Source organism: Winogradskya humida (genome assembly GCF_016862215.1).
In the GTDB taxonomy this organism is placed as follows: domain Bacteria; phylum Actinomycetota; class Actinomycetes; order Mycobacteriales; family Micromonosporaceae; genus Actinoplanes; species Actinoplanes humidus.
On the sequence record NZ_BOMN01000023.1, the window covers coordinates 34844 to 52439 of the forward strand.

Below are 17596 nucleotides of genomic sequence, written 5' to 3' on the forward strand. Positions count from 1 at the left end.
AGGTTAGCGCTTACCTGTCGGTAGCCTGCCAGGAAAGCGCTTACCTAAGGGGACGACTCATGACTGCTCGGATACCTGTCGGGATCGTGTTGAACGGTGTCACCGGCCGGATGGGGTATCGCCAGCATCTGGTTCGTTCGCTGCTCGCGATCCGTGAGGCCGGCGGCGTGGCGCTGAAGGACGGCACCTACCTCTGGCCCGAACCGGTGCTCGTCGGCCGCAGCGAGGCCAAGCTCCGCGACGTCGCGGCCCGCCACGGCCTCACCGAGTGGACCACCGACCTCGGCGCCGCGCTGGCCCGCCCGGACGTCAGCATCTACTTCGACGCCCAGGTGACCAGCGAGCGGGAGAAGGCGATCGGCCTCGCGATCGACGCCGGCAAGCACATCTACACCGAGAAACCGCTGGCCACGACGCTGCACGGGGCGATCGAGCTCGCTCGCGCCGCCGATGCCGCCGGGCTTCGCCACGGCGTTGTGCAGGACAAACTCTTCCTGCCGGGCCTGCGAAAATTGAAGCGCCTGGTGGACGGCGGCTTCTTCGGGCAGATTCTCTCCGTACGCGGTGAGTTCGGCTACTGGGTCTTCGAGGGTGACTGGCAGTCCGCGCAACGCCCCAGCTGGAACTACCGGGCGGCGGACGGCGGCGGGATCGTCGTCGACATGTTCCCGCACTGGCACTACGTCCTCGAGCAGATCTTCGCCCCGGTCACCGCCGTGACGGCCCACGTGACCACCCATATCCCGCGCCGCTGGGACGAGCACGGCGAGCCGTACGAGGCGACCGCCGACGACGCCGCGTACGCCATCTTCGAACTGGAGAACGGCATCGTCGCCCAGATCAACTCCTCGTGGGCGGTCCGCGTCAACCGGGACGAACTGGTGGAATTCCAGGTCGACGGCACGCACGGCAGCGCGGTCGCGGGTCTGCGCGGCTGCCGCATCCAGCCGCGTGCCGCCACCCCGAAACCGGTCTGGAACCCGGACCTGCCCGTGAGCCACTCGTTCCGCGATCAGTGGCAGGAGGTCCCGGACAACGAGGAGTACGACAACGGCTTCAAGGCGCAGTGGGAGATGTTCCTGCGCCACGTCGCGGAAGATGCTCCGTACACGTGGGATCTCTGGGCCGGTGCTCGTGGCGTGCAGATGGCCGAGCTGGGTCTGCAATCCGCCCGCGAGGGCCGCCGGGTGGCGATGACGGAGCTCGACCGATGATCGTGCAGCTGCCCGACGGCCCGCTCACCCTCTCCGGTGCGGGCGCGCAATGGGCAACACCCGGAGAACAATTCACCACCAGGATTGCGTACGCCGCAGCGCACGTAGTCGCGGACCCGCACGCCGAGAACGTCCCCGGCGCCCCCGCGGCCCCGGACTGGGAGGCGACCCTGGCGTTCCGCCGGCACCTCTGGTCGTACGGCTTCGGCGTGGCCGAGGCGATGGACACCGCCCAGCGCGGCATGGGCCTGGACTACCCGACCGCCCGCGAGCTCATCCACCGCTCGGCGAGCGAGGCCCGCGCGGTGGGTGGCGCGATCTGCGCGGGCGTCGCCACGGACCAGCTCCCCTCGGGCCCGGCCACCACGGACGAGATCCACAAGGCGTACGCGGAGCAGCTCCTCGACGTCCAGGAAGCCGGCGCCGTCCCGGTCCTCATGTGCAGCCGCCACCTGGCCGCCACCGCGACGTCGGCCGGAACGTACCTGGACGTCTACGGCCGGCTCCTGCAGGAGACGAGCACCCCGGTGATCCTGCACTGGCTCGGCCCGGCGTTCGACCCGCTGCTCGCCGGCTACTGGGGCGGCACCGAACCGTCCCACGCGGCGGACACCGTCCTCGAGCTGATCACCGCGCACCCCGGCCGGGTCGACGGGATCAAGCTGTCCCTGCTCGACGAGGACTTCGAGGTCGCCCTGCGGCGCAGGCTGCCGGGCGGGGTCAGGCTCTACACCGGGGACGACTTCAACTATCCGGCTCTGATCCGCGGCGACGACCACGGGCATTCCGACGCGCTGCTCGGTGTGCTGGCGGCCATCGCCCCACCGGCTGCTGCGGCGTTGCGCGCTTTGGATTCGGGTGCGCTCACGGCGTACACGGAGATTCTGGATCCGACCGTGAGGTTGGCGCGTCACCTGTTTGCGGCACCGACCTGGTTCTACAAGACCGGGATCGCTTTCCTGGCCTGGCTTTCCGGGCACCAGGACCACTTCACGATGGTCGCGGGGGCGCAGAGCGGGCGGTCGCCGCTGCACCTCGCCGCACTGGCACGGCTGGCGGACGAGGCCGGGCTGTTGCCTGATGTTCCGCTTGCCTCGGCGCGGCTGCGGGCCTGGGCGATCACCGTGGGGGTCGCGCAGTGAAACGGTTCTCGCTCAACCAGGCGACCACGCGAGGGTGGCCGCTGCCCGCGCTGGCCGAGGGATGCGTCGCCGCGGGGGTGACCCAGGTCGGGCTGTGGCGCGAGGAAGTGCAGGAGTTCGGGGTCTCCGCGACCGCCGAGCTCATGCGTTCGTCGGGTCTGTCCGTGACGACGCTGTGCCGGGGCGGCTTCTTCGACCGCCCGGACTGGCTCTCGTCCAATGTCGCCGCCATCGAGGAAGCGGCTGAGCTGGGGGCACCGGTCCTGGTGCTCGTCTCGGGCGGGCTGCCTTCGGGGAGCCGTGACGTTGATGCGGCCCGTGCGCATATCGGTGAGTCGCTCGGTGCGCTGGTTCCGTATGCGCTCGACGCCGGGGTGCAGCTCGCGATTGAGCCGTTGCATCCGATGTTCTGCTCGGACCGGTGCGTGGTGTCGACGCTCGCGCAGGCGCTCGATCTCGCCGAGCCCTATCCGGCTGCGGCCGTCGGGGTCGCGGTCGACACCTATCACCTGTGGTGGGACGACACGGTGTGGTCGCAGATCGCGCGGGCGGGTGCCGCCGGGCGGATCGCCTGCTTCCAGGTCGCGGACTGGATCACGCCGCTGCCGGCCGGGGTGCTGCTCGGTCGTGGCCTGCCGGGAACGGGGTGCATCGAGCTGCGCCGCTTCCGGGAGGCGGTCGACGCCACGGGCTTCACCGGGCCGATCGAGGTCGAGGTCTTCAACGAGGAGGTCTGGGCCCGGCCGGGGCTGGAGATCCTCGCGGACACCATCGAGGGCTATCGGCGGTTTGTGGAATGATCGGTCGCATGTCTTTGCACCGAAGGGGTCGTGCCGCGTAGCCGACCTGGATCACTACGACGGCGGGTGGCTGGTGGTGAAGGCCCGTGGATCGCTTACCGGGACGTTCCCGGGTTGTCGGGTCGCGCCAACGCCGCCGTCCGTGCCGTCGAGGGGCGGCAGAGAACACCTGCGTCTGCTGCGGCGTGGACCGGGCGCGCGATCGCCTGGACGAGGCGATCGCCGTGTTGCCCGCCCACGCCGCACGAGAACTCCGGGACCTCGTCGACCGCCTCGACGAGGTCCTCCTGCAGCGCGCTCACCACGATCCGCAAACGCCCGTCGAAGATCCGTGGTGGCAGCGCCTTTGCTAGCCCGTGGTGCGGCTCGCGCTGAAGAAGTCCAGGAAGGGTTGGATGAAGGGCTTGCGGGCGATGTTGGCCGAGTTGTGCGTGCCGCCGGGGATCGTGATGGCGCGGGCTTGGGGGATCTCGGCGGCTACGGCGTGGCAGTCCTGGGCGAAGTGGGCTGGGCTGCGGGTTCCGGCTGCCAGGAGGACCTCGGCGCTGATGGGTGCGTAGTCCGATGGGGGGCCTGCGTGGGCGGCTATCTCGTTGAGTTCGCGGGGGATTGCCGGCATCACCTCGGCGAATCGGTGGCCGAGGGGCGTACTCAGGAAGGCTTTTGCCATGAGGGTGTGCCAGGAGAGCGGCATCCTGGACGCTGCGGCGTGCGGGTTGGCGATGCGGAACATCGTGGCGATCGCCAGGGGGTAGTTGCCGGTGGTCACCGCGGTCTCGAGGGCTTTCAGCCGCGCTGGGGGCAGGCGTCCGGGTGTGGGGATGGCCGGGTCGTAGACGGCGATCTTGCGCAGGGGGAGGGTGAGGGCTGCGCGCAGCGCCACGAAGCCGCCGCCGCTGTGGCCGAAGATGTCGCGGGCGCCGGTGTGGCGCAGGACGGCGGCGAGGTCGTTGATGTCCGTGGCGATGGTGTACGTGTCGTCCATGGGGGCGGCGCCGGGGCGGCCGCGGCGGTTGTACATGTGGACGGTGAAGCGCTGGGCGAGGGCGCGGGCCGGTCGGGCGTACTCGCGGAAGCCGACGCCGCCGCCGTGCAGGAGCACCAGGCCGGGGCCGCTGCCCTGCGAATGCACCGTGATCTCGGCGCCGGTGTCGGTCTCGATGGTCGGCATCGTGCTACCCCCAATAAACAGCGAACGGTGTTTGCAGTTTAAGCTTGATCGTATGGCGGGCACAAGGGAACCGATCTGGGCGCGGCCGGAGCGGGGCACGCGTGGGCCGCAGCCCGAGCACTCCCGCGCGGCCATCGCCGCCGCCGCCGTGGTCCTGGCCGACTCCGGTGGACTGGGTGCCGTCACCATGCGATCGGTGGCCTCGGCGCTGGGCACGAGTGCCGGATCGCTCTACCGCTACCTGGGGTCCCGGGAGGACCTCCTCGACCTGATGGTCGATGCAGCGATAGGGGAGTTACCGAGGGGAGACCCGCCTGCCGGGGAGTGGCTCGAGGACTTCATCGTGATCGCGCGGGAGCTGCTCGTGCTCTATCAGCGGCATCCGTGGCTGCCGGAGACCATCCGGCCGGGGACCTCGTTCGGGCCGCGGACGATGGATTTCTTCGAGCGGTGCCTCGTGGTGCTGGAACCCGTGCCGGACAGTACGACCACGAAGCTCGAGGCGATCGGCATGACCGTCGGTGTGGTGGCGCAGTTCGCCGCCTCGGCGGGGACCCCGGTGCCGCCGGAGATGCTCTTCGTCGCCGTGACACCGGAGGCGCACCCCACGCTGCACGCGGCGTTGCTCGTCACGTCGCCGCCGCCACCGGAGCCGGACCTCTTCGGCAAGACGTTGCGCATTCTGCTGACCGGGCTGCTACGTCAGGTCTCGTAGGGCGGAGCCGTCACGACGGGGACTACACCCGGGCGCGGGAACGGCAGATTGGTGGGGTGAGCAGACGCATTCCGTACGCCATCGCCGCGGTTCTCGTCATCAGCGGTCTTGTCCATCTGACTATTCTGCTGGCGACGCACGGTTCATGGTCGGGGCCGGTGTCCTGGCGTAAACCGATGACGTTCGGGCTGTCGTTCGGCGTCACGCTGGCGACCATCACCTGGGTGATCTCATTCCTCCGGCTGGGAACCCGGCTGCGGATGTGGCTGGTGGTGGTCTTCTCGGCGGCGTGTGTGCTGGAGGTCGCGCTGATCACGGTGCAGGCGTGGCGGCGTACCCCGTCGCATTTCAATTTTTCGAGCACTTTCGACACGATTGTCGCGCGTTCGCTGGCGGTCGGCGGGGTGACGCTGATCGTGGGGATCGCGATCCTGACCGTGGCGGCTTTCCGGCTCCCGCCCGAGGATCCGGCGCTGCGGCTGGCTCTGCGGGCGGGTTTTGTCATTCTCGACGTGGCGATCGTGAGCGGGGCGATCATGCTCGTCATCGGGCTGCGCCGGGTCATCGGGGGCGACCAGCAGGGCGCCTACGCCACCGCGGACAGCCTGAAACTGCTGCACGGCGCGACGATGCACGCGATCCTGGTCCTGCCCGCCCTGGCCCGCATCACACGCGATGTTCGTGCGGTGCGGATAGCAATCGTTGTGTACGCCGCCGCGGCGTCGACGGCGTTGCTCGTCTGATCAACCGGGCATCAGGCCCGCGCGGACGGCGAAGACGACGAGCTGGGCGCGGTCACGGGCGTGCAGTTTGAGCATCGCGCGACCGACATGGGTGCGGACGGTCGCGGGACTGAGGAGCAGCTCGGTGGCGATCTCGTCGTTCGAGCGGCCGGTCGCCACCCAGGCGACGATCTCGCGTTCCCGGGCGGTCAGCAGCTCGAACGGGGGTGAGTCGCCCGGCTCCCGGCCGTACCGGTCCACCAGCCGCCGGGTGACCGACGGCGAGAGCAGCGCCTCCCCGCCCGCCGCCGCCCGGATGGCGCGGACCAGGTCGCCGGGGTCCGCGTCCTTGAGCACGAACCCGCTCGCGCCGGCCCGCAGCGCGCTGAACAGGTACTCGTCGGTCTCGAACGTCGTCACCACGACCACCCGCGTGGCGTCGAGCGCCGGATCCGCGGTCACCCGCCGCAGCACCTCGAGCCCGTCCAGCCCCGGCATCCGGATGTCGACCAGCGCCACGTCGGGCCGGGCCTGCCGGATGACGGCGAGCGCCCGCGTCCCGTCGGCGGCTTCCCCGACGAGCTGCATGTCAGCCTCGCGCTCGATCAGCACGCGCAACCCCATCCGGATCAGGGACTGATCATCGGCGAGCACGACCCGGATCATTCAGGCCTCACAGGTACGCAAGCAGCCACCACAAATCCGCCACCCTCCGAATGCCGTGCGGTGAGCGTGCCGCCCGCCTCTTCCACGAGGTCACGAATGCCCGAGATGCCGCTGCCCGCACCCCCGCCGGCGCCGTGGCCGTCGTCCTCGACCGTGACGCTCAGTTCGCCCGCGTGCAGGCCGACCATGACCGTGGCGTGTGCCGCGCCGGCGTGGCGCAACACGTTGGTCAGCGACTCCCGCACCACGCGGTAGGCGATCGCGCCCGCCTGCTCCGGCACCCCGGACGCGTCGATGCTCCGGAGCTCGACGTCCAGGCCCGCGCTCCGGGCGCTCTGGGCCAGCGCCTCGAGACCCGCCAGCCCCGGCTCGGGTGCCTGAGCGCGCAGGACGCGCCGCAACTCGTCGAGGGCGGCGGTGCTCGTCTCACGGATGGCCTGCAGCGAGGCGCGTACCTGATCGGGTTGCTCGTCCACGACGACCAGGGCGACCCCGGCCTGCATCGCGATCACCGCGAACCCGTGCCCGGCCACGTCGTGCACCTCACGCGACATCCGTACGCGTTCCTCGAGCGCCACCCGCGCGATCAGATCGCGCCGTTCCCGCTCCCCGGCCTCCCTGGCCTGCGCCGCCGCCTGTCGCCTGGTGCGCGCCAGCGCCCCGAGCGCCCAGGGAACAACAAGCCACCACGCTCCCCACAGCACGATGCCGAAGGCCGGAACGTCCGTCCGGGTCGTGAACCGTGGCAGAGCGACCATGATCAGCACCGCCCCCGCGATCGCCACTGCCGCGCCGGAGACCCGCACCGGGCGGCGGACACTCACCTCGGCCATGGCCCAGGCGGCGCAGAGCAGCACCGGGCCGAAGGGGTATCCGGCCAGCACGTAACCGGCCGTGGCGGCGAGCGCGCCACCGAGCGCGATCAGCGGCATTGCCCGCCGGGCGAGCGAGCCCGCTGCCACGGCGATCAGGGCGAACGCGCCTCCGTCGAGCGGTCGCGGGGACTCCTGCACGCCGGCCGCCCACAGGGTTCCACCGGACACGACGACTGCCGCGGCGGCGGCGATCAGCACGTCACGGCGGGGGATCACCACCCCAGCCTAGGTAAGGGTGCGGCTCATTGTCGTCCACCGCCGGGGGACACCGGCATACGAAGATCTGCGTACTCCCCGGCGGGCAGGTCTGGCAGGTCGGGCGGGTCGGGCCGGTCGGGTGGGTCTGGGAGGTCGTCCAGCATGCGGTCGACGCGGCGGGAGGCGATCGTGAAGGACCGGATGAGCAGGCCCGTGCCCGCCAGCGACAGCACAAGAATGGCAGCACGCATTGTTTCGACCCCCGTGAAACCATGATCCCCGTTGACGTCGGGAATCTACGGAGATCCACATCGGACGACAAGTGAACAGTCGGATTCAAGCTGAAGCGCATCTGACGGATCATCAACCGGCTCAATCACGTCTGGCCCTACAGCGCGACATTCAACCTCGTGGCATGGACTGCAACAAACTGACCAGCAACTACCGATTCAGGACGCCAGCCGGCCGACGCCGCAGAAGTGGGAGACCGCGGAAGTGTCGCCGTCCGGGTCCGGATGCCATTGCGAGCAGGTCGTGATGCCCGGCTCGATCAGTTCGAGGTCCTGGAAGAAGGCCGCCACGCCGTCCCGGTCGCGCAGCCGCATCTCGGCGCCGCCGGTGGAATTCCACAGCCGCACCGCCTCGGTCATCTCCGGGCCGTCGACCTCCGTGGTCGGGTGCGAGACAACCAGAAAACTGCCGGAGGGTACGGCGTCCAGCAGCTGCCGCACCGTCGTGTGTGCCAGGTCGTCCTCGATGATGAAGTTGAGAATGCCGAGCAGCATCACCGCTACCGGCTTGCCGAAGTCGAGGGTCCGGGCGGCGTGGTCGAGGATCTTCGCGGGTTCGCGCAGGTCGGCGTCGATGTAGTCGGTGGCTCCCTGCGGGGTGCTGGTGAGCAGGGCCCGGGCGTGGGTGAGCACCAGCGGGTCGTTGTCCACATAGACGACGCGGGAATCCGGCGCGACCCGCTGGGCGACCTCGTGGGTGTTGTCGGCGGTGGGCAGGCCGGTACCGATGTCCAGGAACTGGCGGATCCCGGCCTCCGCGGTGAGGTGCCGCACGGCTCTGCGCAGGAACGAGCGGTCCGCGCGGGCCGAGGTGACCAGGCCGGGGACGAGGGCGACGATCTGCTCGCCCGCTGCCCGGTCGACGGCGAAATTGTCCTTGCCGCCGAGCCAGTAGTTCCAGATTCGCGCGCTGTGCGGAATGGTCGTCTCGACCCCGCCGGTCTGGTCGAAGTCGTTCATCGGGGCACCGGTCCTGAGGAGTCGCGGATCATCAATGTCTGGCCTGTTGCGCGCCGGCGGGGGCGGGCCGCCGCCGGTTTGAGGGCCAGTTCGAGCGCCATCCGGCCCATGTCCATCATCGGGAGCCGGACGGTGGTGAGCGAGGGGGCGAGGTCCGCCGCGACCGACACGTCGTCGAACCCGACCACGGACATGCGTTCGGGCACCGAGATGCCGCGGGCACGCAGGGCAGACAGTACGCCGATCGCCATCGCGTCGTTCAGCGCGACGATCGCGGTTGTTTCCGGGTGCTCCTGGACGATGCGGTCGGCGGCGGCCTTGCCGCCGTCGCGGGTGAAGTCGGTGTGCACGATCGGCAGGTCGTCCAGGTCGATGCCGTGCTGGCGCAGCGCCGACGCGACCCCCGCCTGCCTGTCGACCACTGTGGTCAGCCCCGGTGTGCCCGCCGCGATCGCGATCCTGCGGTGCCCGAGCGACAGCAGGTGGGTGGCCAGGGCGTGCCCGCCGGCCTCGTTGTCCGGCAGGACGGCGTCCACCCCGAGGGAGTGCCGGCCGATGACCGCCACCCGCCCTCCCGTCCTCCGGTACGCCGAGAGCGCCTCGCGTGCCTCCGCCTCGATCCGCGCGTCCGTGTAGCCGGAGCCCGCGATGATGATGATGCCCACCTGCTGCGCGGTGAGGTGGCGGATCTGGCGCAGCTCGTGATCGGGGTCGCGGCCGGAGTGGCAGATCTGGACGAGCAGGCTCTGCTCGTCGGCGATCTGGATGACCCCGCCGGCGATCTCCGAGAAGTACGGGTCGTCGACCTGATGCACGACGAGGCCGACCGTGGAGCTGGCGCCGCCCGCGAGCGTCCTGGCGTACGGATTGGCTATGTATCCGAGGTCCTGCGAGATCTGCCGGATGCGATCGGCGACCTCCGCGCTCACGCCCTCGCGCCCGGCGAGGGCACGTGATGCGGTGGCCAGGGAGACGCCTGCGCGTTCGGCGACGTCGGCGAGGCGCAGCCTCGGGCCGGGTTTGGGCATCCGTCCACTCTCCACAGAACTTCGCCCGTGTTGTGTTACGGGAGTATTGCCAGTGACGTGAAGCACAGCCTAGGCTACGTAAGCGCTTCCGCAAGCGCTTACGTCCCTGACAAAGGAGCTTCCGCGGATGCCTTCCATCTTTCGGCGTACCCACTGGGCCCCGGCCCTGGGCGTTACTTTCCTTCTCACTCTCGGCGCGTGCAGCGGGGGAGGCGGTGGCGGGGAATCGGCTGACGATCCCATCACCGTCGGCATCTCCCTGCCGCTGACCGGCGACTTCTCCGAGCCCGGCAAGGGGGTCCAGCAGGGTTACGAGGCCTGGGCCAAGATCGTCAACGACCGGGGCGGCCTGCTGGGCCGCAAGGTCGAACTGAAGATCCTCGACGACCAGTCCAGTGCGGACCGGGTCGTCGCCGACTACGAGCAGCTCATCGGCAGCGACCAGGTCGACCTGGTGGTCGGGCCGTTCTCCACCCGGCTGGTGGTCCCGGCCGGGCGGGTGGCGAGCGAGTACGGCATGTTGTTCGTCGAGCCGGCCGGCGCGGCGAACGAGGTCTTCACGCAGGGCTTCAAGAACCTGTTCTACGCCGCCCCCGCGGTGGCCCAGGACCACTACAACCACCTGGCCACGTACATTCTCGCGCTTCCCGCGGATCAACGGCCCAAGACGGTGGCGTACGCGGCCATGGACGACCCGTTCGCGCAGGGAACGGCGTACGGGCTGAAGGCGAAGCTCGAAGCCGGCGGCATCAAGACCGTCGTCGACGAGGTCTACCCGCCGAACACCACCGACTTCGGCAGCATCGCGGCGAAGATCGCGGCGTCCAAGGCCGACATGGTGGTGGGCGGCTCGCAGTACCAGGACGGCGTCAACCTGATCGTCGCCCTGCAACAGCTGCGCTACCAGCCCAAGATGGCGGCGTTCTCGACCGCGCCGACCGAGCCCGAGTTCGCGAAGGCCATCGGCAACAAGACCGAGGGCATCCTCTCGCCGACCGGGTACAGCCAGGACGCGCCGTACCCGAGCAACAAGGAGTTCGTCGAGAAGTACACCGCCCAGTTCGGCAAGGCCCCGGAGGAGGACCAGGCGAACGCGTACACCACCGGCCAGGTCGTCGAGGCCGCGGTGACCGCCGCCGGCTGCGCCGAGCAGGGCGAGTGCCAGCAGAAACTGATCGACTGGGTGCACGCGAACAAGGTGGAGACGGTTGTCGGCCCGCTCACGTGGGACGCCACCGGGAAACCGCAGGGCGCGCACATGATCCAGCAGTGGATCGGCGGCGAGATCAAGATCGTGCTCCCGGACGCGACCAAGGAGGCCGCCCTCCTCTATCCGAAACCGGCGTGGTGAGACGCGGATGCCCTCAGGCGGTCTCCTGCTGCAGAGCATCATCCTCGGCCTGCTCCTGGGCGGCCTCTACGCCCTGCTCGCGGCCGGTCTGACCCTGTACTTCGGGATCATGCGGGTGGTGATGATCGCCCATTCGGCGTTCCTCATCCTCGCGGCCTACCTCGCGTGGTGGTCCAACGAGCGGCTCGGCGTCGACCCGCTGCTGTCGCTGCTCGTCACGGTCCCGCTGTTCTTCGGTGCCGGGGTGCTGCTGCAACGCATGCTGCTGTCCCGGCTGCGCGCCGCGACGCTCACGATGATGTCGGTCCTGCTCACGTTTGCGATCGCACTCATCATCGAGGGCCTGCTCGGGTACGCGTTCTCGGGCACCCAGCGACGCATCCAGCTCGGCTACGGCTCGGCGAGCTTCGGGCTGTTCGGGGCGCGCATCGCCGTGGTGAAACTGATCGCGTTCGGGCTGGCGGTCCTCGCGCTCGGCTCGCTCTACCTGCTCATGAAACGGACCTCGTTCGGCTGGGCGTTGCGCGCCACCATTCAGCACCAGGACGCGGCCCGCCTCGTCGGCATCGACACCGAACGCATCGCCGGATTCGGGTTCGGTCTCGGCCTGGCGACCGCCGCCGTCGGTGGCACCGCGCTGTCGCTCGACACGACCATCTACCCGTCCCTGCACTGGCACTGGATCGGGCCGCTGATGGCCATCATCGTGGTCGGCGGCCTGGGCAGCGTCCCGGGCGCGGCGGCCGCGGCGATGCTGCTCGGCCTCGGGCAGAGCCTGCTGCAGATCCCGATGGGCACGACCTGGGCGCAGACGGTCTTCTACGTGGCGCTGTTCGCGACGCTGGCCTTCCGGCCGCAGGGATTCTTCGGAGGCCGTCTTGCCCAACGTTTCTAGACGCTGGTTCCCGCTCGGCGCGGTGGCCGTGCTGGCCGCGGCGATCCTGGCCTTCCCGAGCCTGGCCCCCAACCCGTACATCCTGTCGTCCGGCGTCGTGGTGCTGAACTACGCGGTGCTCGCCACCTCGTGGAACTTCGTCGGCGGCTTCACCGGATACATCTCGCTCGGTCACGGCGCGCTCGCCGGTCTCGGCGGGTACGCGACCGGTCTGCTCGTGACCAAGGCCGACCTGCCGTCATTCGTCGCTCTGATAGTCGCGGCTCTGCTCGTTGCCGTGCTGGCCGTTCCGCTCGGGCTGGCCGCGCTGCGCGTACGCGGCGCTTCGTTCGTGATCGTCTCGATCGCGCTCGTGCTCATCCTGCTGCTCGTCTTCCAGAGCTGGGCGTCGCTGACCGGGGGCTCCCGCGGCCTGGTCGTCCCCCGGCCCTTCCCGGGCCTGTTGCGCCCCGAGCACCACCGGGTCTTCTTCTATCTGTACGCGGCCCTGCTCGCCATCGCCGTACTCACGTGGTGGCTGCTCGACCGCAGCCGCTTCGGTCTCGGCCTCAAGGCGATCCGGGAGGACGAGGACAAGGCGGAGGCGCTCGGCACACCCACGTACGCGTACAAACTGATCGTCTTCGTCCTGTCCGCGGCGTTCACCGCGCTGTCCGGCGGGCTCTACGCCCTGTGGTTCGGCGATCTCGACCCGGTGTTCCAGTTCTCCGTCCTGACCGGCTCCTACCTGGTGCTGATGGCCCTGCTCGGCGGTGTCCGCACCCTGTTCGGCCCGCTGGTCGGCGCCCTGATCGTCGGCACCGCCCTCGAGTACTTCAAGACCGAGTTCGGCAGTACCCCGCTGCACCTGGTCGCCACGGGGGTCCTGCTCGCCGTGGTCGTCCTGGTCATGCCGGACGGCGTGCTCCCGGCGATCGCCGCGGGCTGGCGCCGGCTGCGCCCCGGCGAGCAGAGCTCCATCCGCGAGATGACGGCGGCCGACCTGGCCGAGCAGCGCCACCGGTCCCGGCAGGACGACCGGTCCGGCCCGCAGGGCGATCAGCCCGCAGCGGGGGAGACGCGGGAGGAGGTGCGCGGATGACGCTGGAGACGGTGGAGCTGCGCAAGGCGTTCGGGGGCGTGGTCGCGCTCGACGGTGCCTCGGTCGCGTTCCGGACCGGGAAGGTCAACGCGCTGATCGGGCCGAACGGGTCGGGCAAGACGACGTTCTTCAACTGTGTGACCGGGATGATCCGGCCGGACAGCGGGCGGACGACGTACCAGGGACAGGAGATCACGCGGAAACCGCCGCATGCGATCGCCCGGGCGGGCGTCGGGCGTACGTTTCAGCTCTGCCGGGTCTTTCCCCGGATGACGGCGCTGGACAACGTGCTCGCCGCCGTGCGTCCCGGGGGTTTCCCGAAGGGGCTGCGTGGCGCGCGCAGCCGCAGCGACCTGGACCGGGCTCGCGGCTGGCTCACCCGGCTCGGGATCGAGCATCTCGCCGACGCCGAGGCCCGCGCGATGTCGTGGGGGCAGCAGAAACTCCTGGAACTCGCCGGGGTGCTCATGGCCGAGCCCGAGACGATCCTGCTCGACGAGCCGGCCGGCGGTGTCAACCCGGCGCTGCTCGACCGGATCGGGGCCCTGGTGCGCGAGCTGAACGCCGAGGGCCGCACGTTCGTGATCGTCGAGCACAACATGGACCTGGTCATGAGCATCAGCGACCACGTCGTGGTGTTCGACCGGGGCCGCCCGATCGCCGCCGGCCCGCCCTCCGTGATCCGTACCGACGAGCGTGTCCTGGGGGCCTACCTTGGCGTCTGAGTTCGAACTGGTGGATGTCCAGGCCGGGTACGGGCGAGCCGCGCCCGTGCTGCGCGGGTTCAGCGTCGCCGTGCCCGCCGGGTCGGTCGTGTGTCTCGTCGGGCCCAACGGCGCCGGCAAGTCGACGGTGCTCAAGGTGGCGAGCGGGCTGCTCCCGCCCCGTTCCGGCCGCATCGTCGTCGGCGGGGTCGACCTGACCGGCGCCGGGCCGCAGCGCATGCTCGCCGCCGGGGTGGCGCTCGTGCTGCAGGGCCACAGCGTGTTCCGGGAGATGACCGTTGAGGAGAACGTGCTGCTCGGCGCGTACACCCTCAAGGACAAGGCGAAACGGGCCGAGCGGGCCGCGTTCGTCAAGGATCTGTTCCCGGTGGTGGCCGCGCGCTGGGGGACCCTCGCCGGGCTGCTCTCCGGCGGGCAGCAGAAACAGGTCGAGTTCGCGCGCTCACTGATGATCGACCCCCGGGTCGTGCTGCTCGACGAGCCGTCCATGGGCCTCGACCCGAAAGCGACAACGACGATTTTTGAGCAGGTCGCCCGGATGCGCGACGCCGGCACGGCCGTCCTGCTGGTCGAGCAGAACGCTCGGCGTGCGCTGGAGACGGCCGACCTCGGCTGCGTGCTCGACCTCGGCCGGGTGCACATCTCGGGACCGGCTGCGGACCTGCTGGCCGACCCTCAGCTGGGGGAGCTCTACCTCGGCGGGCGGCCGCTGACAACTGGGGAGAACCGATGAGATCCGGACTCGCGTTCATCGCCGTCACCGCTGTCCTCGCGGCCGGTGCTTCCGCCGCACCCGTCCAGGCGGGTGACACCGGGCCACGCGACGTTCATCCATCACTACGATCCGACCTGGTCGCCTTCTACGACTTCGACCACCCGCAGCGCGGGGACGCCGCCCTGGAAGTGGATCAGGGGCGGTCCGGGACCGAGATCGAGCTGGTCAACGGTGGCGGCGCCATGCGCGTACCCGACCGGGCCTATCGCGGCAGCGGGCGCGCGTTGCAGACGCAGCAGATCAATCCCACGACGACCGGCAACGACGACTGGAAGGCCGGGATCTATTCGGCCAGCGGCGTGCGCACCCTGCGCGCGTTCAACGCGGTCGAGGGTGTCACGGTGATGGGCTGGTTCAAGCGGCAGATGGACGGGCCGCTGCTCAACACCGTCACGCCCGACCCCGCCGACCGCTACAACGCGATCGGGCTGGCCGGGCTGCTCACCGGTGACTCGGACGGGCACGCCGTCCGGTCGCTGCTCGAACTGATCGACGTGAACGGCACCCTGCGGCTCGTCGCGCTCGGACGGCGGATCGACGGCGGTAACTCGAATACGTTCGCCGCCAGTGCGGACTGGCGGACCATTCTGCCGCGCGACGAGTGGGTGCACATCGCGGCCACGTTCGATTACAGCACCGGTGTCATGGCCCTTTACCGCAACGGCGTGCCGGTCGAGGGGTTCTATACGCGTACCGATGATCCCTGGCTCCTGACCGGGCCGGGACCGCACGTCACGACCGCCACCGACCCTCGCGGTATCAAGATCGGCGGCAGTTTCCCGCTGAACGAGGTTGAGCGTAATCCCTGCAATTGCCGGATGGACGCGCTCATGTTCCTGGACAGCTCGTTGTCCGCGCGTGCCATCGCCACTCAGTACCGCTACATGACCGGTTCGAGGTGACCCATGCGCATCCGTTCCCTGCTAGCCACGTTACTACTGTCCACTGTGGTCCTCGCCGTCCCCGCCGCCGCGCGGGCCGACGAAGGCGCCATCTATGACCCCATTCCTACGGAACCCGTTACGTCCCGGCTCGGGCTCGTCCTGCAGGAGTATGCGAATTTCCCGCAATCCGAGCCGACGCCCGCGCCTGTCGACGCGCGGTTGATGCGTAAGGCACGTATCAACACCATCATGGAGGTGCCGGACGGTTCGGGGCGCCGGGCCGTTCCCGACCTGAACGGCAACCTGTACGTCGTCGAGAACGGCGTGCCGCACGTCTATCTCGACGTCGCCGCGACCTTCGCGCCGCAGTTCTTCTCCGGCCGGGGGCTGGGACAGGGCTTCGGGTACGTGACGTTCCACCCGGACTTCAAGCGCAACGGCATTTTCTACACGATCCACACCGAGCTGCCGTCCGCGACTCCGGCGGTGCCCGATTACCAGCAGGCGACCGTGCTCTATCACGGCGTCATCGACGAATGGCACGCCACCGACCCGGCCGCGGACACGTTCTCCGGAACCCACCGCGAGGTGCTGCGCATCGGGTTCGGCGGGCAGATCCACGGCATTCAGGAGATCAATTTCAATCCGTACGCCCACCGCGGCGACGCCGACTACGGGCTGCTCTACCTGGCGGTCGGCGACGGCGGCCAGGGCGTCGGCAACACCGACCCGCAGAACCTCGCGATGCCGCACGGGAAACTGTTGCGCATCGACCCGCGCGGGACGAACTCCGCCAACGGGAAGTACGGCATCCCGGCGAGCAACCCGTTCGTCGGCCAGGCCGGCAAGCTCGGCGAGATCTACGCGTACGGTTTCCGGGACCCGCACCGGTTCAGCTGGGACAAGGCGACCGGGCGGCTCTACCTCGGCCACATCGGCGAACACGCGATCGAGTCCATCTACGACGTGCGCGCCGGTGACAACTTCGGCTGGAGCGAGCGTGAGGGCGCGTTCGTCTTCGACAAGACGCCGACCACACCGTGCGACCGGCTCTACCCGCTCCCGGCCGACGACGCCGGATACGTCTACCCGGTCGCGGCGTACGACCACAACCCGCCGGCGGGCTGGAACTGCACGAGCGACGTCGGTGTAGCCGTCGCCGGCGGCTTCGTCTACCGCGGCTCCGACGTCCCGGCGCTGCGCGGCAAGTACGTCTTCGGCGACCTGGTCAACGGCTGGGTGTTCTACACCGAGGCGAGCGAGATGAAACGCGGTCAGGCCCCGGCCACGATCCACCGGCTGAACCTGTTCGACGCCGCGGGAACTCCCGTCGAGATGCGCGACCTGTCCTCACCCGGCGCACCCGGCGACCCCAACCGCGTCGACCTGCGCTTCGGCACCGACCGCGAGGGTGAGCTCTACATCGTCGCCAAGGCCAACGCGAAGATCTGGAAGGTGACCGGCACGAAGGTGTACGCAGCTGCCTCTGCCGGCACCACCCACCTGCGCAACGAGATGCGTCCCAGCAACTGGGCGCCGGTCACGCCGTCGAAGTGGCAGTTCACCGGTCACGAGGCCATCCTCGCCGAGGCGGGCACCGAACGCCCCGGCCCGCGGCGGCCGTTCGAATACGCGATCCAGACCGGCGGCCCGGTTCTGTCGTCCGTGGAGGTGAAGGCGGACGTGCGGCTCGACGAGGAGGTCGAGATCGTCAACCGCGACATCATCATCGTCTTCGGCTGGCGCTCGGACACCGAGTTCTACTACGCGCACCTCTCGACCGACAACACCATCTACCCGCACAACGGCATCTTCAAGGTGAACAACGCCGACCGCGAACGGATCGACTACCAGTGGAACGGCCGATCCCGCGGCGCGAACCCCGCCATCATCGACAAGGACTGGCACGACGTCCGTGTCAAGCACCTCCCGGCGACGGGCGAGATCGCGGTCTACGTCGACGGCTCGAAGGACCCGCTGATGACCGCCCACGACACGACGTTCACGTCGGGCCGGGTGGGCTTCGGCTCGTTCGACAACATCGGGCGTACCCGTGACTTCCAGGTGACCGGCACGCCGGCGGTCTGATCCCTTCAGCAGTGGC

At 69.6% G+C, this 17596-nt stretch carries 19 protein-coding genes; 12 read left to right on the top strand and 7 right to left on the bottom strand.

Features of this window, described 5'->3' with window-relative positions:
- Positions 1-59 precede the first annotated feature (59 nt).
- The 3 genes from Ahu01nite_RS09320 to Ahu01nite_RS09330 are packed head-to-tail and all read left to right on the top strand — an operon-like array spanning position 60 to position 3156.
- Positions 60-1214 carry a Gfo/Idh/MocA family protein gene (locus Ahu01nite_RS09320; RefSeq protein ID WP_203836046.1) on the top strand — a complete coding sequence of 385 codons (1155 nt, stop codon included), beginning with the start codon at positions 60-62 and terminating at the stop codon, positions 1212-1214.
- On the top strand, positions 1211-2356 hold the full coding sequence (locus Ahu01nite_RS09325; RefSeq protein WP_203836047.1) for a DUF993 family protein: 1146 nt from the start codon (positions 1211-1213) through the stop codon (positions 2354-2356). Before Ahu01nite_RS09320 ends, Ahu01nite_RS09325 begins: the two co-directional genes overlap by 4 nt.
- Entirely contained in the window at positions 2353-3156 is an 804-nt protein-coding gene (locus Ahu01nite_RS09330) for a sugar phosphate isomerase/epimerase family protein (RefSeq protein ID WP_203836048.1), read from the top strand. The genes Ahu01nite_RS09325 and Ahu01nite_RS09330 overlap by 4 nt, the downstream gene beginning before the upstream one ends.
- A 95-nt stretch (positions 3157-3251) precedes the next feature.
- On the opposite strand, the gene Ahu01nite_RS09335 is transcribed toward Ahu01nite_RS09330, so the two are convergent.
- Positions 3252-3458, bottom strand: coding sequence for a hypothetical protein (locus Ahu01nite_RS09335; protein ID WP_203836049.1), 207 nt, complete (start codon positions 3456-3458; stop codon positions 3252-3254).
- A 47-nt stretch (positions 3459-3505) separates the two neighbouring features.
- A complete protein-coding gene (locus Ahu01nite_RS09340; RefSeq protein ID WP_203836050.1) occupies positions 3506-4327 on the bottom strand; it encodes an alpha/beta fold hydrolase in 822 nt (273 codons plus the stop codon).
- Between the two features lie 52 nt (positions 4328-4379).
- On the opposite strand from Ahu01nite_RS09340, the gene Ahu01nite_RS09345 reads away from it, so the two are divergent.
- Positions 4380-5042 carry a TetR/AcrR family transcriptional regulator gene (locus Ahu01nite_RS09345; RefSeq protein WP_203836051.1) on the top strand — a complete coding sequence of 221 codons (663 nt, stop codon included), beginning with the start codon at positions 4380-4382 and terminating at the stop codon, positions 5040-5042.
- Positions 5043-5098: 56 nt separating this feature from the next.
- Positions 5099-5785, top strand: a complete 687-nt coding sequence (locus Ahu01nite_RS09350; RefSeq protein WP_203836052.1) for a hypothetical protein — start codon at positions 5099-5101, stop codon at positions 5783-5785.
- On the opposite strand, the gene Ahu01nite_RS09355 is transcribed toward Ahu01nite_RS09350, so the two are convergent.
- The 5 genes from Ahu01nite_RS09355 to Ahu01nite_RS09375 form a co-directional block, all read right to left on the bottom strand.
- Positions 5786-6430, bottom strand: coding sequence for a response regulator (locus tag Ahu01nite_RS09355; RefSeq protein WP_203836053.1), 645 nt, complete (start codon positions 6428-6430; stop codon positions 5786-5788). It lies immediately after the preceding gene.
- A complete protein-coding gene (locus tag Ahu01nite_RS09360) occupies positions 6427-7521 on the bottom strand; it encodes a sensor histidine kinase (protein ID WP_203836054.1) in 1095 nt (364 codons plus the stop codon). The genes Ahu01nite_RS09355 and Ahu01nite_RS09360 overlap by 4 nt, the downstream gene beginning before the upstream one ends.
- A gap of 26 nt (positions 7522-7547) precedes the next feature.
- Positions 7548-7754 (bottom strand): hypothetical protein, encoded by a 207-nt coding sequence (locus tag Ahu01nite_RS09365; protein ID WP_203836055.1) that lies wholly within the window; start codon positions 7752-7754, stop codon positions 7548-7550.
- Positions 7755-7952: 198 nt separating this feature from the next.
- Complete coding sequence (locus Ahu01nite_RS09370; RefSeq protein ID WP_203836056.1) at positions 7953-8753, bottom strand: SAM-dependent methyltransferase; 801 nt, start codon at positions 8751-8753, stop codon at positions 7953-7955.
- Entirely contained in the window at positions 8750-9781 is a 1032-nt protein-coding gene (locus Ahu01nite_RS09375) for a LacI family DNA-binding transcriptional regulator (protein ID WP_203836057.1), read from the bottom strand. The genes Ahu01nite_RS09370 and Ahu01nite_RS09375 overlap by 4 nt, the downstream gene beginning before the upstream one ends.
- A gap of 127 nt (positions 9782-9908) precedes the next feature.
- Between Ahu01nite_RS09375 and Ahu01nite_RS09380 the strand changes: the two genes are divergently transcribed.
- The 7 genes from Ahu01nite_RS09380 to Ahu01nite_RS09410 are packed head-to-tail and all read left to right on the top strand — an operon-like array spanning position 9909 to position 17580.
- Entirely contained in the window at positions 9909-11132 is a 1224-nt protein-coding gene (locus Ahu01nite_RS09380; protein WP_203836058.1) for an amino acid ABC transporter substrate-binding protein, read from the top strand.
- 7 nt (positions 11133-11139) lie between these two features.
- A complete protein-coding gene (locus Ahu01nite_RS09385; protein ID WP_203836059.1) occupies positions 11140-12027 on the top strand; it encodes a branched-chain amino acid ABC transporter permease in 888 nt (295 codons plus the stop codon).
- Positions 12011-13108 carry a branched-chain amino acid ABC transporter permease gene (locus Ahu01nite_RS09390; protein WP_203836060.1) on the top strand — a complete coding sequence of 366 codons (1098 nt, stop codon included), beginning with the start codon at positions 12011-12013 and terminating at the stop codon, positions 13106-13108. Before Ahu01nite_RS09385 ends, Ahu01nite_RS09390 begins: the two co-directional genes overlap by 17 nt.
- On the top strand, positions 13105-13833 hold the full coding sequence (locus tag Ahu01nite_RS09395; protein ID WP_203836061.1) for an ABC transporter ATP-binding protein: 729 nt from the start codon (positions 13105-13107) through the stop codon (positions 13831-13833). The genes Ahu01nite_RS09390 and Ahu01nite_RS09395 overlap by 4 nt, the downstream gene beginning before the upstream one ends.
- Positions 13823-14566 (top strand): ABC transporter ATP-binding protein, encoded by a 744-nt coding sequence (locus Ahu01nite_RS09400; protein WP_203836062.1) that lies wholly within the window; start codon positions 13823-13825, stop codon positions 14564-14566. The genes Ahu01nite_RS09395 and Ahu01nite_RS09400 overlap by 11 nt, the downstream gene beginning before the upstream one ends.
- Entirely contained in the window at positions 14563-15510 is a 948-nt protein-coding gene (locus Ahu01nite_RS09405) for a LamG-like jellyroll fold domain-containing protein (RefSeq protein ID WP_203836063.1), read from the top strand. The genes Ahu01nite_RS09400 and Ahu01nite_RS09405 overlap by 4 nt, the downstream gene beginning before the upstream one ends.
- Positions 15511-15513: 3 nt before the next feature.
- Positions 15514-17580, top strand: coding sequence for a PQQ-dependent sugar dehydrogenase (locus Ahu01nite_RS09410; protein WP_203836064.1), 2067 nt, complete (start codon positions 15514-15516; stop codon positions 17578-17580).
- The last annotated feature ends 16 nt before the right edge of the window (positions 17581-17596 follow it).

Bases quoted from the DNA above. Each gene is read 5' to 3' on its own strand.
- Ahu01nite_RS09320 (WP_203836046.1), top strand. From the start codon at position 60: ATGACTGCTCGGATACCTGTCGGGATCGTGTTGAACGGTGTCACCGGC.
- Ahu01nite_RS09325 (WP_203836047.1), top strand. From the start codon at position 1,211: ATGATCGTGCAGCTGCCCGACGGCCCGCTCACCCTCTCCGGTGCGGGC.
- Ahu01nite_RS09340 (WP_203836050.1), bottom strand. From the start codon at position 4,327: ATGCCGACCATCGAGACCGACACCGGCGCCGAGATCACGGTGCATTCG.
- Ahu01nite_RS09345 (WP_203836051.1), top strand. From the start codon at position 4,380: ATGGCGGGCACAAGGGAACCGATCTGGGCGCGGCCGGAGCGGGGCACG.
- Ahu01nite_RS09355 (WP_203836053.1), bottom strand. From the start codon at position 6,430: ATGATCCGGGTCGTGCTCGCCGATGATCAGTCCCTGATCCGGATGGGG.
- Ahu01nite_RS09365 (WP_203836055.1), bottom strand. From the start codon at position 7,754: ATGCGTGCTGCCATTCTTGTGCTGTCGCTGGCGGGCACGGGCCTGCTC.
- Ahu01nite_RS09370 (WP_203836056.1), bottom strand. From the start codon at position 8,753: ATGAACGACTTCGACCAGACCGGCGGGGTCGAGACGACCATTCCGCAC.
- Ahu01nite_RS09375 (WP_203836057.1), bottom strand. From the start codon at position 9,781: ATGCCCAAACCCGGCCCGAGGCTGCGCCTCGCCGACGTCGCCGAACGC.
- Ahu01nite_RS09380 (WP_203836058.1), top strand. From the start codon at position 9,909: ATGCCTTCCATCTTTCGGCGTACCCACTGGGCCCCGGCCCTGGGCGTT.
- Ahu01nite_RS09385 (WP_203836059.1), top strand. From the start codon at position 11,140: ATGCCCTCAGGCGGTCTCCTGCTGCAGAGCATCATCCTCGGCCTGCTC.
- Ahu01nite_RS09395 (WP_203836061.1), top strand. From the start codon at position 13,105: ATGACGCTGGAGACGGTGGAGCTGCGCAAGGCGTTCGGGGGCGTGGTC.
- Ahu01nite_RS09405 (WP_203836063.1), top strand. From the start codon at position 14,563: ATGAGATCCGGACTCGCGTTCATCGCCGTCACCGCTGTCCTCGCGGCC.
- Ahu01nite_RS09410 (WP_203836064.1), top strand. From the start codon at position 15,514: ATGCGCATCCGTTCCCTGCTAGCCACGTTACTACTGTCCACTGTGGTC.